An 18700-nucleotide genomic window follows, 5' to 3' on the forward strand; every position below is an offset into this window, starting at 1 on the left:
CCGAACCTTCGAGAATGGTGTCGAGAAGATGTCTCACCAGCACTCCGTCCAGGCTCCCGCCGTCGACATCGACGCGTACAACAGCACCGCCGTGCGGCTCCCCGAGGGCGCCCTGCACGAGTTGTTCGCCGCCCAGGCCGCACGGACGCCGGACGCCGTGGCGCTGGTGTGCGGGGAACGCGAACTCAGCTACCGTGCGCTGGACTCGGCCGCCACGGCCCTGGCCCACCGGCTGCGGGACCGGGGCGTACGGCCCGGCGACGGCGTCGGCCTCTACCAGGACCGCTCCCTCGCCTACGTGGTCGCGGTTCTCGCCGTGCTCAAGGCGGGCGGCGCGTACGTGCCGCTCGACCCGCGCCAGCCCGAGGAGCGCCGGGCGTTCATCCTCGCCGACACCGGAGCCGTACTCCTCCTCACCGACCGCGACGAGCGGGACGTGGCCTTCGCCGGCGACCTGCCCGTGCTGCGGCTCACGGACGCCGTGACCGTTCCGGAGCGGGACGACGTGGCCGCGCTCGATGTGGCCGTCCACCCGGACCAGTTGGCGTACGTGATGTACACGTCGGGTTCGAGCGGTACGCCGAAGGGTGTGGCGAACACCCACCGGAACGTGGTCGAGCTGGCGCTCGATCCGTGGTGGGGGTCGGGGTCGGGGGAGCGGCACCGCCGGGTGCTCGCGTACTCGCCGCCGGCCTTCGACTCCTCCACCTACGAGCTGTTCGTGCCGCTGCTGAGCGGCGGGACCGCGGTCGTCCTGACCACCCCCAAGATCGACATCGCCGAGCTGGGCGAGGCCCTCGTCGGACAGCGGATCTCGGCGGTGTATTTCACGACGGCCCTCTTCGACGCGATGGCGTCGGAGGCGGTGGAGTCGCTCGCCGGGCTCTCGGAGATCTGGACGGGCGGCGACGTCCTGTCACCGGTGGCTCTGCGGCGGGTGCTTGAGTCCTGCCCGGGTACGTCGGTGGTGCACGCGTACGGGCCGACGGAGTCGACGGTGTTCTGCAGTTACCAGGCCTTCGGGTCGGGGGAGCGGGTGGTGGAGCGGCTGCATCTGGGTGTGCCGATGGCCAACACCCGGATGTACGTCCTCGATGAGGGTCTGCGTCCGGTGGTTCCGGGTGTGGTGGGGGAGCTGTATGTCGCCGGCAGTCATCTGGCCCGGGGGTATGTGGGCCGGTCGGCGCTCAGTGCCGAGCGGTTCGTCGCGGATCCCTTCGGTCCGGCCGGGGAGCGGATGTACCGGACCGGGGATTTGGCCCGGTGGAACGAGTTCGGTGAGATCGTCTTCGAGGGGCGTGCGGACCAGCAGGTGAAGCTGCGTGGTTTCCGCATCGAACTCGGCGAGATCGAGACGGTACTGGTGGAGCACGCCTCGGTCGCCCAGGCCGCCGTGATCGTCCGCGAGGACCGGCCCGGCGACAAGCGACTCGTCGCCTACGTCGTCCCCGCCTCGGGCGGCCGCGTCGACACCCACGCCCTCCACGGCCACACCGCCGCCCGCCTCGCCGAGTACCTGGTCCCCTCCGCCTTCGTCGAGCTCGCCGAACTCCCGCTGACCGCCAACGGCAAGCTCGACCGGCGCGCCCTTCCCGCACCGGCGCTCGGCGGCTCCGGCGGAAGGGTGCCCCGTACACCCGCCGAGGAGGTGCTGTGCGGGCTGTTCGCCGAGGCCCTCGGGGTGCCCGCGGTCTCCATCGACGACGACTTCTTCCTCCTCGGCGGACACTCCCTGCTCGCCACCCGCCTCGTCGGCCGCATCCGTACCGCCCTGGCCACCGGCCTCTCCCTGCCCGACTTCTTCCAGAGCCCGACCGTCGCCGGGCTCGCCCGGCGGATCACCTCCGGCACCGGTCAGGCCCCGCGCCCCGCGCTCACCGCCACCGGCCGACCCGACGACGACCTCCCGCTCTCGGCCGCCCAGCGCCGCCTCTGGTTCCTCGACCAGATGGAGGGCCCGTCCGCCACCTACAACATCCCCCTCGCCGTACACCTCACCGGCACCGTCGACCAGGAGGCCCTGCGGCAGGCACTCGGGGACGTGATCGCCCGCCACGAGGTCCTCCGCACCAGCTACCCGGTGCACGAGGGCGAGCCGCACCAGCACATCGCCGACCCCGACGAGGTGACCGTGCCGCTCACCGTCGCCTCCGTCACCGAGGACGAGCTGCCCGCCCGGCTCGCGGAGGAGACCGCCCACCTCTTCGACCTGGCCACCGAACTCCCCCTGCACACCGTGCTCCTGGAGCTGACGCCGACCCGGAGCGTGCTCGTCCTCGTCTTCCACCACATCGCCTCCGACGGCTGGTCCAACACGCCCCTCATGCGGGACCTCGGCGCCGCCTACACGGCCCGCACCCAGGGCACGGCGCCCGACTGGGAGCCGCTGCCGGCCCAGTACGCCGACTACGCCCTGTGGCAGCGGGACCTGCTCGCCGACCAGGAGGAGAACCAGCTCGCCCACTGGCGCGAGGCGCTCGCCCAGCTGCCCACCGAGGTCACGCTGCCCACCGTCCGGCCCCGCCCCGTCGTGGCCTCCTACCGCGGCGCCACCCACACCGTGCACTGCCCGGCCGAGACCCACCAGGCGCTCAGCACCCTGGCCAGGGAACACGGCGTGACCCTGTTCATGGTCGCGCAGGCGGCCACCGCGGCCCTGCTGTCCCGTTCCGGGGCGGGCACCGACATCCCCCTCGGCTCACTCGTCGCGGGGCGCACCGACGAGGCGGTGGAGGACCTCGTCGGGTTCTTCGTCAACACCCTCGTGCTGCGCACCGACGCCTCGGGCGACCCGACCTTCCGGGAACTCCTCGACCGGGTCAGGGAGACCGACCTGGCCGCCTGGGCCCACCAGGACCTGCCCTTCGACCGGCTCGTCGAGACCCTCAACCCTGAGCGCTCCGCCGCCCGCCACCCCCTCTTCCAGGTCATGCTCACCCTCGCCGAGGCCGCCGAGGCCGCGCCCCGGCTGCCGGGCGTGCGCGCCGAGACCCGGCAACTGAGCGCGGGCATCGCCAAGTTCGACCTCACCGTCAACTTCTACGAGCACCGCGACCGGGTCGGCCACCCCAGCGGCCTGGACATCGTCCTGGAGTACGCCACCGACCTGTACGACCCCGACACCGTCGAGGCGGCCGGCGAACGGCTCGCGCGGGTCCTGGACGCCGTGATCGCCGACCCGGACGTCAAGATCGCCGACATCGAACTCCTCTCCACGGCGCAGCGCCACGTCCTGCTCGCCGACTACAACGACACCGCTGTCCGTCTCCCCGAGGGTGCGCTGCACGAGTTGTTCGCCGCCCAGGCCGCACGGACGCCGGACGCCGTGGCGCTGGTGTGCGGGCAGCAGGAGGTGACGTACCGCGAACTCGACCGCGCCTCGGACGTGTTCGCCGTCCGCCTGGCCGAGCGCGGTGTCCGGCCGGGTGCGGCCGTGGGCCTCTTCCTCGACCGGTCGCCGGAGTTCGTGGTCGCGGTCCTCGCCGTGCTCAAGGCGGGCGGCGCGTACGTGCCGCTCGACCCGCGCCAGCCGGAGGAGCGCCTCGCGTTCATCCTCTCGGACACCGGCGCCCCGCTCCTTGTCACCGATCGTGCGGCCCGGGATGTGGAGTTCGCGCGAGAGGTGGACACGATTCCGGCTCCTGATGTGCGGGCGCTCCTCGGCGAGGACGTCGCAGGGACGCCTGAACTGGCGACCCACCCCGATCAGTTGGCGTACGTGATGTACACGTCGGGTTCGAGCGGTGTGCCGAAGGGCGTGGCGAACACCCACCGGAACGTCGTGGAGTTGGCGCTGGATCCCTGGTGGGGGTCGGGTCAGCGGCACCGCCGGGTCCTTGCGTACTCGCCTCTCGCGTTCGACTCGTCGACGTACGAGCTGTGGGTGCCGCTGCTGAGCGGTGGGACTGCAGTGGTGCTGAGCGCGCCGAAGGTGGACATCGCCGAGCTGGGCGAGGCCCTCGTCGGACAGCGGATCTCGGCGGTGTATTTTACGACGGCCCTCTTCGACGCGATGGCGTCGGAGGCGGTGGAGTCGCTCGCCGGGCTCTCGGAGATCTGGACGGGTGGTGACGTGCTCTCGGCCCCGGCTCTGCGGCGGGTGCTTGAGTCCTGCCCGGGTACGTCGGTGGTGCACGCGTACGGGCCGACGGAGTCGACGGTGTTCTGCAGTTACCAGGCCTTCGGGTCGGGGGAGCGGGTGGTGGAGCGGCTGCATCTGGGTGTGCCGATGGCCAACACCCGGATGTACGTCCTCGATGAGGGTCTGCGTCCGGTGGTTCCGGGTGTGGTGGGGGAGCTGTATGTCGCCGGCAGTCATCTGGCCCGGGGGTATGTGGGCCGGTCGGCGCTCAGTGCCGAGCGGTTCGTCGCGGATCCCTTCGGTCCGGCCGGGGAGCGGATGTACCGGACCGGGGATTTGGCCCGGTGGAACGAGTTCGGTGAGATCGTCTTCGAGGGGCGTGCGGACCAGCAGGTGAAGCTGCGTGGTTTCCGCATCGAACTCGGCGAGATCGAGACCGCGCTTCTCGCCCACGACTCCGTGGCCCAGGCCGCCGTGATCGTCCGCGAGGACCGGCCCGGCGACAAGCGACTCGTCGCCTACGTCGTCCCCGCGCCCGGGACCCGTATCGACACCGACAGTCTCCGTCGGCACTGCGCGCAGCGGCTCGCCGAGTACATGGTGCCCTCCGCGTTCGTCGAACTCGACGTCCTCCCGCTGACCGCCAACGGCAAGCTCGACCGCCGCGCCCTGCCCGCACCCCGCCTCGGCACCGGACCCGGCGGCCGGCAGGGCCGCACCCCCGTCGAGGAAGTGCTGTGCGGGCTGTTCGCCGACGCGCTCGGACTGCCCGCGGTCTCCATCGACGACGACTTCTTCCGCCTCGGCGGACACTCCCTGCTCGGTACGCGGCTGGTGAGCCGCATCCGGCACACGCTCGGTGCGCAGGTGTCCGTACGGGACCTCTTCCGCTGCCCCACCGTCGCCGGATTCGCGGAGTTCCTCGCCGACGCCGATACCGGTGCCGACGGTCAGGGCCGACGCCCGGCCCTGGTGGCGGGCGTACGGCCCGAGCGGGTGCCGCTGTCCGCCGCCCAGCGGCGGCTCTGGTTCCTGGACCAGATGGAGGGCGCCTCGGCGACGTACAACATCCCCCTCGCCGTACGCCTCACCGGCACCGTCGACGCCGACGCGCTGCGGCTCGCCCTGGCCGACGTCGTCGGGCGGCACGAGGCGCTGCGCACCGTCTTCCCCGTCGAGCAGGGCACACCCCACCAGGTGGTCGTGCCGGCGGCCGAGGTACGGCTCGACCTGCCGGTCATCCCGGCGACGAGCGAGGCGCTGCCCGCGGTGCTGCGCGACCTGTCCGCCACGACCTTCGACCTGGCCCGCGAACTGCCCGTCCGCGCCGACCTGGTGCGGCTCGCGGACGACGAGCACGTCCTGCTCCTCGTGACCCACCACATCGCCTCCGACGGCTGGTCCAACACGCCCCTCATGCGGGACCTCGGCGCCGCCTACACGGCCCGCACCCAGGGCACGGCGCCCGACTGGGAGCCGCTGCCCGTCCAGTACGCCGACTACGCCCTGTGGCAGCAGGCGCTGCTCGCCGCCGACGAGGAGCGACAGCTCGACCACTGGCGCGAGGTCCTCGAACGGCTCCCGGAGGAGGTGACGCTGCCCGCCGACCGGGCGCGGCCGGCCACCGCCTCGTACCGAGGCGCCTCCCTCACCGTCCAGTGCCCCGCGGACCTGCACACCGCGCTCACCCGGCTGGCCCGCGAGAACGGCACGACCCTCTTCATGGTGGCGCAGGCGGCCACCGCGGTCCTCCTGTCGCGCTCCGGCGCCGGAGCCGACATCCCGCTCGGCTCACCGGTCGCAGGACGGACCGACGAGGCACTCGACGACCTGGTCGGCTTCTTCGTGAACACGCTGGTGCTGCGCACCGACGTCAGCGGCAACCCGACCTTCCGGGAGCTCCTGGAGCGGGTGCGGGCCACCGACCTGGCCGCCTGGGCGCACCAGGACGTGCCCTTCGACCGGCTCGTGGAGACCCTCAACCCCGAGCGCTCCGCCGCCCGCCACCCCCTCTTCCAGGTCATGCTGTCGGTCACCGACGCGGCCGGTCCCGTACCACAACTCCCCGGCCTGCGGGTCGAGTCGGAGTTCACCGCCCTCGACATCGCCAAGTTCGACCTCACGTTCACGTTCCACGAGCACCGGGCGGCCGACGGCGGCCCGGCCGGCCTCGGCATCACCGTCGAGTACGCCACCGACCTCTACGAGGCGGGCAGCGTCTCGGCCGTCACCGCCCGTCTGGTCCGGCTCCTCGAAGCCGCGGCAGGCGCCCCCGACGTACCGATCGGAGAGCTCGACGTCCTGGCCGACGACGAGCGGACGCGGCTCCTCGACACCTGGCACGGCACCCCGCACTCCCGCCCGGCCACCTCGCTGCCGCAGCTGTTCGCCGCGCAGGTCGCCCGCACCCCCGAGGCCGTCGCCGTCACTCTGGGCGGGGAGCGGCTGACGTACGCGGAACTCGACCGGCGTGCCAACCGGTTGGCCCACCGGCTGATCGCCGAGGGCGTGCGACCCGGCTCGCGGGTCGTCCTCTTCCTCGAACGATCCCTGGAAGCCGTCGTGGCGATCCTCGCCGTGGTGAAGGCGGGCGCGGTGTACATACCGCTGGACACCCGCTATCCGGCGGACCGCATCGAGCTCATCGTGCGGATGTCCGGCGGATCCCTGTTCGTCACCGACCGCGACTCCTCGGGCATCGAACTTCCGCCGGGCGCACGAGCCATGACGCTCCATCAGCCGTCCTCGGGCATGCCCGACACCGACCCCGAGGTCGACGTCCACCCCGAGCAACTCGCCTACGCGATGTTCACCTCCGGATCGACCGGTGTGCCCAAGGGCGTCGCCGTCACCCATCGCAACATCGCCGAACTGGCCGCCGAGACCCGGTTCACCGGCGACGCCCACCGCCGCGTCCTGCTGCACTCGCCGCTCGCCTTCGACGCGACGACGTACGAGCTGTGGACACCCCTGCTGTCCGGCGGCACCGTCGTCGTCGCCCCGCCCGGCCTGCTCGACACCGCGGCGCTCGCCACGGTCCTCGCGAAGGAATCGGTCACCGGAATGTTCCTGACGGTGGGCCTGTTCCAGCTGGTCGCCGAGGAGGATCCCGGCGCCTTCGCGGGCCTCGGGGAGGTGTGGACGGGCGGTGACGTGGTGCCGCCGAACGCGGTACGCCGAGTGATGGAGGCCTGCCCGGACCTGACCGTGTTCAACGTCTACGGACCGACGGAGACGACGACGTTCGCGACGTCCCACCCCCTCCACCGGCCCTTCGACTACACGGGAGCGCTGCCCATCGGCCGCCCCCTCGACAACACCCGCCTCTACGTCCTCGACGAACACCTCGGTCTGCTGCCCGCCGGCGTCCAGGGCGAGCTGTACATCGCGGGCACAGGACTCGCCCAGGGCTACCTGGACCGGCCGGCGCTCACCGCCGAACGGTTCGTCGCCGACCCGTACGGGCCGCCGGGGTCGCGGATGTACCGGACCGGGGACCTCGTCCGCTGGTCGCCGGAGGGCGAGATCGAGTACCTGGGGCGTGCGGACCAGCAGGTGAAGCTGCGCGGGTTCCGCATCGAACCCGGGGAGATCGAGTCCGCCCTGGCCGCCCACGACTCCGTGGCGCAGGCCGCCGTGATCGTCCGCGAGGACCGTCCCGGCGACAAGCGGCTCGTCGCCTACCTCGTCGGACACGCCGGCACCGCCCCCGCACCGGACCCCGACCTGCTGCGCACCCACGCCGACATGCTCCTGCCCGACTACATGGTCCCGTCCGCCTTCCTGGTCCTGGACGCCCTGCCGCTGACCTCCAACGGCAAAGTCGACCGCCGCGCCCTACCGGCACCGCCCGCCGCGACCGTCAGCACCGGCCGACAGCCGCGCAACCCGCGCGAGGAAGTCCTGTGCGGGCTGTTCGCCGACGTCCTCGGCGTCCCCGCCGTCACCATCGACGACGACTTCTTCCGCCTCGGCGGGCACTCGCTGCTCGCCACCCGGCTGATCAGCCGGATCCGCACCGCCCTCGGGGCCGAACTCCCCGTCCCCGCCCTCTTCGAGAACCCGAACGTGGCCGCCCTGGCCGAGCGACTCGACCGCGCCGAGACCGCGCGACCCAAGCTGCGGCCGATGCGCCGGATGGGAGCCTCCCAGTGATTCCCCTGTCATACGCCCAGCAGCGCCTGTGGTTCCTCGCCCAGCTGGAGGGCCCGTCGGCGACCTACAACATCCCGCTGGCCCTCCGCCTCACCGGCGCCCTCGACACCGAGGCGCTGACCCGGGCCCTCGCCGACGTCGTCACCCGGCACGAGAGCCTGCGCACCGTCTACCCGGAGCGCGACGGCACCCCCTACCAGGAGATACGCGAGGCCGCGGACGTACGGCTCGACCTGCCCGTCCTCACGGCCACCGAGGAGACCCTCCCGGAGGTCCTCGCGGCCGAGTCGGCCCATGTCTTCGACCTGGCCGTCGACCTCCCGGTGGAGGCGCGCCTGATCCGCCTCACGAAGGAGGACGGGCAGGCGGACGCGGACGACGACGAGCACGTCCTGCTCGTCGTCATGCACCACATCGCCTCCGACGGCTGGTCCATCGCCCCGCTGCTGCGCGACCTCGCCCACGCCTACCGGGCCCGCACCGCCGGCCGCGCCCCCGAGCAGGACCCCCTGGAGATCCAGTACGCCGACTACACCCTCTGGCAGCACGAACTGCTGGGCGAGGCCGACGCCGAGGACAGCGTCATGGCCCGGCAGATCGGCTACTGGCGCGAGCGGCTGGCCGGACTTCCCGCCGAGGCCACCCTGCCGACCGACCGGCCGCGCCCCGCCGTCGCCTCCTACCGCGGCGACACCCGCACCCTCCACTGCCCGCCCGCGACCCACGCGGCGCTCGTCGAGCTGGCCCGGGGGAGCGGCGCCACCCTCTTCATGGCGGCGCAGGCGGCGCTCGCGACCGTGCTGGCCGCCTCCGGCGCCGGGAGCGACGTCCCGGTCGGCTCCCCGGTCGCGGGCCGCACCGACGAGGCACTCGACGACCTCGTGGGCTTCTTCGTGAACACGCTGGTGCTGCGCACCGACGTCAGCGGCGACCCGACCTTCCGGGAGCTCCTGGAGCGGGTGCGGGCCACCGACCTGGCCGCCTGGGCGCACCAGGACCTGCCCTTCGACCGGCTCGTCGAGGCCCTCAACCCCGAGCGCACCGGCGACCGGCACCCCCTCTTCCAGGTGATGCTGACCCTGGTGCAGGCGGGAGCGGCCGAAGCGGGGACCTCGTCCGCCGGCGCCGACTTCCCCGGCCTCACGACGCGCGCCGAGTACTCGCCCACCAGCACCGCCAAGTTCGACCTCACCGTCGGATTCGACGAGCACCTCACCGACGAAGGCCGCCCCGGCGGTCTCGACATCACCGCCGAGTACGCCACCGACCTGTACGACCCCGAGACCGTCGAAGCCCTGCTCGCCCGGCTCGGCCGGCTGCTCACCGAGGCCGTCGCCCACCCCGACACACCGCTGTCCGGTCTCGACCTGCTCGACGAGGCCGAGCGCACCCTGCTCCTGGACACCCGGACCGGCCGCGCCACCCCCGTACCGGACGCCTCGCTCGCCGCCCTCTTCGCCGAGCAGGCCGTCCGCACCCCGGACGCGGTGGCCCTCACCCAGGCCGGCCGCGGCTACACGTACGCCGAGGTCGACGCCCTCTCCAACCGGTTCGCGCACCACCTGGCCTCGCTCGGAGTCGGGCCCGAGACCGTCGTCGCCGTCCTGATGGAACGCTCGGTCGACCTGGTCCTGTCCCTCCTCGCCATCACCAAGGCCGGCGGTGTGTACGCCCCGCTCAACTCCGTCGACCCGGCCTCCCGGCTCGCCCGCATCCTCGCCGACACGGCCGCGCCCGTGCTGCTCGTCGACCCGGCGCTCGCCGACCACGAGATCCTCACCGAGACGACCGGCGTACGGACCGTCCTGGTCGACGGCCTCGACCGGGACCCGGCGCTCGCCGCCCACCCGGAGACTGCCCCCGAGGTCACCACCCACCCCGACCAGTGGCTCTACGTGATGTTCACCTCGGGCTCGACGGGTGTGCCGAAGGGCGTCGCCATCACCCACCGCAACGTCGCCGAACTCGCCCTGGACCGGCGCTGGACCCGGCCCGCCCACGCGCGCGTGCTCTTCCACTCCCCGCACACCTTCGACGCCACGACCTACGAACTGTGGGTGCCGTGGCTGACGGGCGGCACCGTGGCGGTCGCCCCGCCCGGCGTCCTCGACACGGCGGCGATGGCGTCCGTCCTCGCCGAGGAGTCGATCACCGGCCTGTGGCTGACCGCGGGTCTGTTCCGGCTGGTGGCGGAGGAGGACCCGGCCGCGTTCGCGGGCCTCGGAGAGGTGTGGACGGGCGGCGACGTGGTGCCGCCGGAGGCCGTACGCCGGGTGATGGAGGCCTGCCCGGACCTGACCGTGGTCAACGGCTACGGTCCGACGGAGACGACGACGTTCGCGACCTCGCACCCGGTCCGCCGGCCCTTCGACTACGACGGCGCGCTGCCCATCGGCCGCCCCCTCGACAACACCCGTCTGTACGTCCTCGACGACCACCTCGGCCTGGTCGCGCCCGGAGTCCCCGGCGAGCTGTACATCGCGGGCGCCGGCCTCGCCCGCGGCTACCTGGGCCGCCCGGCCCAGACCGCCGAAAGGTTCGTCGCCGACCCGTACGGCTCCGCCGCCGGATCCCGGATGTACCGGACCGGTGACCTCGTGCGCTGGTCGCGGGAGGGCGAGATCGAGTACCTGGGGCGTGCGGACCAGCAGGTGAAGCTGCGCGGGTTCCGCATCGAACCGGGCGAGATCGAGTCGGCGCTCGTGGCCCACGCCGCGGTGGCGCAGGCCGCGGTGATCGTCCGCGAGGACCGGCCGGGGGACAAGCGACTCGTCGCCTACGTCGTCGGCAACGGAGGCGACGCGGTCGACACCGGCGCCCTCCGCGGTCACGCCGTCGACGCCCTGCCCGAGTACATGGTCCCGTCCGCCTTCGTCGTCCTGGACGCCCTGCCGCTGACCGGCAACGGCAAGCTCGACCGCCGTGCCCTGCCGCAGCCCGTGCTGACCGGCGAGAGCGACGGACGGGCCCCGCGCAACCCCGTCGAGGAGGTGCTGTGCGGCCTCTTCGCCGACGTCCTCGGCCGGGCCTCCGTCAGCGTCGACGACCACTTCCTGCGGCTCGGCGGCCACTCCCTGCTCGCCACCCGGCTGGTCAGCCGCATCCGCGCCGCCCTCGGTACGCGGATCACCGTGCGCGACATCTTCCAGCACCCGACCGTGGCCCAGCTCGCCGAGCTGGTGGCCGCCGGCAGCGGCGAACCGGCCCGCCCCGCACTGACGGTCCAGGACCGCCCCGAACGGGTGCCGCTGTCGTCCGCCCAACAACGCCTCTGGTTCCTCGACCAGTTGGAAGGCCCGTCAGCCACCTACAACATCCCGCTGGCCGTACGGCTCACCGGCACCCTCGACCCGGACGCCCTGCGTCTCGCGCTCACCGACGTCGTCGTACGCCACGAATCCCTGCGGACCGTCTTCCGGACCGCCGACGGCGAGGCCCACCAGCACGTCCTCGCCGCCGACGGGATCGACGTACCCCTGACGACGGCGAAGGCGGCGGAGGAGCACCTCCCCGCACTGCTCGCCGAGGAGAGCGCCAAGGTCTTCGACCTCACCGCCGAACTGCCGATCCGCACGACCCTGTTCGAGCTGGGGACCGAGGAGCACGTCCTCGTGGTCGTCACCCACCACATCGCCTCCGACGGCTGGTCGAACGCCCCCTTCTTCGCCGACCTCGCCCGCGCCTACGAGGCCCGCGGCGCGGGCGCCGCCCCCGCATGGGCGCCGCTCCCCGTCCAGTACGCCGACTACACGCTGTGGCAGCGCGATCTCCTCGGCGCCGAACAGCTTCCCCAACTCGACCACTGGCGGGAGGCTTTGGCGGACCTCCCGGAGGAGGCCACGCTGCCGGCGGACCGGCCCCGGCCCGCCGTCGCCTCCTACCAGGGCGCCACCTTCACCGTGTCCTGCCCCGCCCCGGTCCACCGGGCGCTGACCGGGCTCGCACGGGAGACCGGCACCACCGCCTTCATGGTGGCCCAGGCCGCCGTGGCCACCGTGCTCTCACGGTGTGGTGCCGGCACAGATGTCCCGATCGGTTCGCCGGTCGCGGGGCGGACGGATCAGGCTCTCGACGATCTCGTGGGCTTCTTCGTCAACACGTTGGTTCTGCGTACGGATGTGGGTGGTGATCCCACCTTCCGTGAGGTGTTGGGCCGGGTGCGGGAGACGGATCTTTCCGCTTGGGCTCATCAGGACCTTCCGTTCGACCGGCTCGTCGAGGTGCTCAACCCGGAGCGCTCGGCTTCCCGGCATCCGTTGTTCCAGGTGATGCTCACCGTGGGTGACACGGCGGTGGGCGCACCTGGACTCGGGGACCTGCGGGCTGAGTTCGTGGCTCCGGAGCTGCGGATCGCGAAGTTCGACCTGACCTTCGCCTTCGGCGAGCGGCGTGCGGCCGACGGCAGCCCGGACGGGCTGGACATCACCGTCGAGTACGCCACCGACCTCTACGAACGCGCCACGGCCGAGGCCGTCGCGCATCGCCTCACCCGCCTCCTGACGGACGCGGTGACCGACCCCGACCGGCCGATCTCCCGGCTGGAGCTCCTCAGCGACGAGGAGGACGGGCGTCTGACCGAGTGGTCGGGACCGGCCACCGACGCGCCCCGTCTGGGCCTCGACGGTCTGTTCGTCGGGCAGGCGGCGCGGTCGCCGGAGGCGACGGCCCTGGTCTTCGAGGACCAGGTGGTGTCGTACGGGGAGCTGGACGTCTGGTCGAACCGCCTGGCACGCCATCTGACGGGCCGGGGCGTACGCCCCGGTGACCTCGTGGCCGTGCATGTGGAGCGTTCGCCGCAGATGGTGGCCGCACTCCTCGCCGTCCTGAAGGCGGGCGCCGGTTACACGATGCTGGACCCGCTGTTCCCCGTCGAGCGGCTGAACGGGGTGTTGCAGCAGGTGGCGCCGGCCGCGCTGATCACCCAGACGCATCTGTCGACGCTGTCCACGAGCGCGGTGGTCGTCGACCTGACCGCCGACATCGCCGAGGTGAGCGGGCTGTCGGGCGCGGCGGTGGAGACGGGCGGGTCTCCGGAGTCGGTGGCGTGCGTGATGTTCACGTCGGGTTCGACGGGTCTGCCGAAGGGCGTGATGGCCTCGCACCGGGCGCTGGCGGCGACGTTCGTCGGCCCGGACTATCTGGCCTTCGGTCCGGAACAGACCTTCCTGCAGTGCTCGCCGGTCTCGTGGGACGCCTTCGCCCTGGAGGTCTTCGGTCCGCTGCTGCACGGCGGAGTCTGTGTCCTCCAGCCCGGTCAGCACACGGACCCGTTCCTCATCGCGGAGCTGGTGGAGCGGCACCAGGTCACCACGCTCCAGATGTCCGCGAGCCTCTTCAACCACATGCTCGACGAGTACCCGGCGGTCTTCAGGGGGATCCGCGAGGCCATGACCGCGGGCGAGGCCGCCTCACCCGCGCACGTCACCCGCGCCCTCACCGACCACCCGCAGCTGCATCTGCTGAACGGTTACGGTCCGGCGGAGAGCATGGGGTTCACGACGGTGTTCGTGATCGAGCCGGGGGTGGCCGCCGGTGCGGCGAGCATTCCGGTGGGTGGTCCACTGGCGGGCAAGCACGCGTACGTCCTGGACGCGAGTCTGGAGCTGGTGGCTCCGGGTGTGCCGGGGGAGTTGTACGTCGCGGGGCACGGTCTCGCCCACGGTTACATCGGTCAGCCGATGCTGACGGCGGACCGATTCGTCGCGAATCCGTACGGCCCTGCCGGTGCGCGGATGTACCGGACCGGTGACCTGGCCCGGTGGAACAAGCAGGGTGCCCTGGAGTACCTGGGTCGCGGTGACGAGCAGGTCAAGCTGCGCGGTTTCCGTATCGAACCCGGTGAGATCGAGGCGGCCCTGATGGCGCACTCCTCGGTCGTGCAAGCCGCCGCTGTCGTACGGGAGGACCGGCCGGGCGACAAGCGCCTGGTCGCGTACGTGGTCGGGGAAGCGGCGCCGGAGGAGCTGCGCCGGCACGTCGCCGCCCGACTGCCCGAGCACCTCGTGCCCTCTGCCTTCGTCGTCCTGGAGGCCCTGCCCCGTACGGTCAACGGCAAGCTCGACCGCCGGGCGCTGCCCGCTCCCGACGACACCACCGGCTCGGAAGGCGGACGAGCTCCCCGTAACCCCGCCGAAGAGATTCTCTGCGGGCTGTTCGCCGACAACCTCGGACTCGACTCCGTCGGCATCGACGACAACTTCTTCCACCGCGGCGGACACTCCCTCCGCGCCACCAAACTCACCTCCCGGATCCGCGACGCCTTCGGCGTACGGCTCGGGGTGCGGGAGATCTTCCAGCACCCGACCGTGGCACGGCTCGCCGAGCTGATCGCGGTGAGCGGCGGCGGCGAGGAAGAGCGACCCGCGCTGGTGGCAGGGGAGCGGCCCGAGCGGCTCCCGCTCTCCTCCGCCCAGCAACGCCTGTGGTTCCTCGACCAGATGGAGGGTCCCTCCCCCACGTACAACATTCCCCTGGCCGTACGGCTCACCGGTGGCCTCGACGTGGAGGCGCTGCGCCTCGCGCTCGTCGACGTCGTCGCACGCCACGAATCCCTCCGGACCTCTTTCCCCTCCGAGGGTGGCTCGCCCCACCAGGCGATCCGCTCTCTCGCGGCGACCGACCTCGCGCTCCCGGTGACCCCGGTGACGGAGGAGTCCCTGCCCCAGGTGCTGGCCGCCTTGTCCGGCACCACCTTCGACCTCTCCACGGATCTGCCCATCCGCGCGGACCTGCTGGAGCTGTCCCCCGGGAAGCACGTGCTTCTGGTGGTGATGCACCACATCGCCTCCGACGGCTGGTCGAACGGCCCGCTCCTGCGGGACCTCGCCACGGCGTACACGGCCCGCGGCGCGGGCGCCGCCCCCGCATGGGCGCCGCTCCCCGTCCAGTACGCCGACTACACCCTGTGGCAGCGGAGCCTCCTCGCCATCGACGAGGAGCGCCAGATCGCCTTCTGGCGACAGCAGTTGGCCGCACTGCCCGAAGAGGCGACCCTCCCTGCGGACCGGCCCCGGCCGGCCGTCGCCTCTTATCGCGGGGCCACCCACGAGGTGACAGCCACCGCACACACGCACGCTGCTCTGACCGGGCTGGCGCGTGAGACCGGAACCACCCTGTTCATGGTCGCTCAGGCCGCTGTCGCCACCGTGCTCTCACGGTGTGGTGCCGGCAGTGACGTCCCGATCGGTTCGCCGGTCGCGGGGCGGACGGATCAGGCTCTCGACGATCTCGTGGGCTTCTTCGTCAACACGTTGGTTCTGCGTACGGATGTGGGTGGTGATCCCACCTTCCGTGAGGTGTTGGGCCGGGTGCGGGAGACGGATCTTTCCGCTTGGGCTCATCAGGACCTTCCGTTCGACCGGCTCGTCGAGGTGCTCAACCCGGAGCGCTCGGCTTCCCGGCATCCGTTGTTCCAGGTGATGCTCACCGTGGGTGACACGGCGGTGGGCGCACCTGGACTCGGGGATCTGCGGGCTGAGTTCGTGGCTCCGGAGCTGCGGATCGCGAAGTTCGACCTGACCTTCGCCTTCGGCGAGCGGCGTGCGGCCGACGGCAGCCCGGACGGGCTGGACATCACCGTCGAGTACGCCACCGACCTCTACGAACGCGGCACGATCGAGCGCGTGTTGCAGCGCATGCTGCTCCTCCTGGAGTCCGCGGCGACCGACCCCGACGTCAACGTCGGCTCGATACCGCTCCTTCAGGAGGACGAGCGGAAGCAGCTCACCGCTTGGTCCGGCGCACGGACCGCCGGCCCCGAACTCGGTCTGGACGGTCTGTTCGCGGGGCAGGCGGCGCGGTCGCCGGAGGCGACGGCCCTGGTCTTCGAGGACCAGGTGGTGTCGTACGGGGAGCTGGACGTCTGGTCGAACCGGCTGGCACGTCATCTGACGGGCCGGGGTGTGCGGCCCGGTGACCTGGTGGGTGTGCACGTGGAGCGTTCGCCGCAGATGGTGGCCGCGTTGCTTGCCGTACTGAAGGCGGGTGCCGGGTACACGATGCTGGACCCGCTGTTCCCGGTGGAGCGGTTGAACGGTGTCCTTGAGCAGGTGGCCCCGACTGCTCTGATCACCCAGACGCATCTGCCGATGCTGTCCACGGGCGCGGCGGTCGTCGATCTGACGGCGGAGATCGCCGAGGTCAGTGGACTTTCCGGGGCTGCCGTGGAGACCGGCGGATCGCCCGAAGCCGTCGCCTGCGTGATGTTCACGTCGGGTTCGACGGGTCTGCCGAAGGGCGTGATGGCCTCGCACCGGGCGCTGGCGGCGACGTTCGTCGGCCCGGACTATCTGGCCTTCGGTCCGGAACAGACCTTCCTGCAGTGCTCGCCGGTCTCGTGGGACGCCTTCGCCCTTGAGGTGTTCGGTCCGCTGCTGCACGGCGGCGTGTGCGTCCTCCAGCCCGGTCAGCACACCGATCCCCACCTGATCGCAGAGCTGGTGGAACAGCACCGGATCACCTCGCTCCAGATGTCCGCGAGCCTCTTCAACCACATGCTCGACGAGCACCCGCGGACCTTCGCCCACGTCAAGGAGGCCATGACCGCCGGTGAAGCGGCGTCCCCGACCCATACGGCCAGGGCGCTGGCCGACCACCCCCGGCTGCACCTGCTCAATGGTTACGGGCCGGCGGAGAGCATGGGGTTCACGACGGCGTTCGTGATCGAGCCGGGTCTCGCGGGCGCGGCAAGCATCCCGGTCGGCAGTCCCCTCGCCGGTAAGCACGCCTACGTCCTGGACGAGAACCTGGAGCTGGTGGCCCCGGGTGTTCCCGGTGAGCTGTACGTGGCCGGGCATGGTCTCGCGCACGGGTACATCGGTCAGCCGGCGCTGACGGCGGACCGTTTCGTCGCCAACCCCTACGGTCCCGAGGGCGCGCGGATGTATCGCACGGGTGACCTGGCCCGCTGGAACAAGCAGGGCGCCCTTGAGTATCTGGGCCGTGGTGACGAGCAGATCAAGCTGCGCGGCTTCCGGATCGAGCCGGGCGAGATCGAGGCCGCCCTGATGGCACACGCCTCGGTGGTCCAGGCCGCCGCTGTCGTACGGGAGGACCGGCCGGGCGACAAGCGCCTGGTCGCGTACGTGGTCGGGGAAGCGGCGCCGGAGGAGCTGCGCCGGCACGTCGCCGCCCGACTGCCCGAGCACCTCGTGCCCTCTGCCTTCGTCGTCCTGGAGGCCCTGCCCCGTACGGTCAACGGCAAGCTCGACCGCCGGGCGCTGCCCGCTCCCGACGACACCACCGGCTCGGAAGGCGGACGAGCTCCCCGTAACCCCGCCGAAGAGATTCTCTGCGGGCTGTTCGCCGACAACCTCGGACTCGACTCCGTCGGCATCGACGACAACTTCTTCCACCGCGGCGGACACTCCCTCCGCGCCACCCGGCTCATCAGCCGCATCCGTGCCGTCTGGGACACCCGCATCACCATCAGCGATCTGTTCCGGAGTCCCACCCCGGCCCTGCTCGCCGAGCAGATCGCGGCGGGCAGCGGCGAAGACCCCCTCGGCACCGTGCTGCCCATCCGGGCCGTCACGGAGGCGAACTCCGGTGAACCGCCGCTGTTCTGCGTCCACGCCGTGTCCGGGATGAGCTGGGGGTACGCCGGTCTGCTGCCCCACCTCGACCAGGACCGGCCGGTCATCGCGCTCCAGGCGCGGAGGCTCGGCGGCCCGCACGACGCGCCGACCTCCATCGAGGAGATGGCCGACGACTACCTCGCCGAGATCCGCAGGATCCAGCCGCAGGGCCCGTACCACCTGCTCGGCTGGTCCTTCGGCGGTCTGGTCGCGCACGCCGTCGCCGCCCGTCTCGAAGCGGCGGGGGAGGAGGTCGCCCTGCTTGCGCTCCTCGACTCCTATCCGCTGCCCGACGGATTCCGTGCGCCGGAGATCGACGGCCGGCACGTGCTGACCGCCCTGCTCGGCTCCGCCGGTGAGGCGATCGCGGTGCGCTGTGCGGACACGGCGCCGGACATCGGTGAACTCGCCGAGGCGCTGCGCCGGTCGGACCCGGTGCTCGGCGCCCTTGAGCACGCGCAGGCGGCGGCCGTCGTGGCGGCCACCCTCGACAACCTGCGGATGCGCTACCGGTACGTGCCGGACGTCCGCTTCGGCGGCGACGCGGTGTTCTTCGACGCCACCGGCACTCCGGCTCCCTCCTCGGGCGCCGAGGCCTGGGCGCCGTACGTGAGCGGCCGTGTCGAGGAGTTCGCCGTCGACTGCGAGCACGCCCGGATGACCGAGGCGGAGCCGCTGCGGGCGATCGGCCGGGTCCTGGCCCGCAGACTGCGACCTGCCCGGATCTGAACGACGAGGACGCGAGGGGCGTGCACAGGGGCCCGTACGGCTGCTTCGCGGCCGTACGGGCCCCTGTGTGTCCGGCCTGTCTGCACCCGGACTCGGTCCCGGTGCGTCCGGCCTGTCTGCACCCGGACTCGGACCCGGTGCGTCCGGCCTGTCTGCCCGT

Annotated in this window: 2 protein-coding genes; both read left to right on the plus strand. The window is 72.1% G+C overall.

What is annotated here, in order from left to right; all coding sequences use genetic code 11:
* The first annotated feature begins 28 nt into the window (after positions 1-28).
* Positions 29-8236, plus strand: coding sequence for a non-ribosomal peptide synthetase (locus tag OG514_RS22795; protein WP_266897601.1), 8208 nt, complete (start codon positions 29-31; stop codon positions 8234-8236).
* The gene (locus OG514_RS22800) at positions 8233-18540 is read left to right on the plus strand and encodes a non-ribosomal peptide synthetase (RefSeq protein WP_266897603.1); all 10308 of its coding nucleotides are present in this window, start codon (positions 8233-8235) and stop codon (positions 18538-18540) included. Before OG514_RS22795 ends, OG514_RS22800 begins: the two co-directional genes overlap by 4 nt.
* The last annotated feature ends 160 nt before the right edge of the window (positions 18541-18700 follow it).

This window comes from Streptomyces sp. NBC_00572, from assembly GCF_026341815.1.
In the GTDB taxonomy this organism is placed as follows: domain Bacteria; phylum Actinomycetota; class Actinomycetes; order Streptomycetales; family Streptomycetaceae; genus Streptomyces.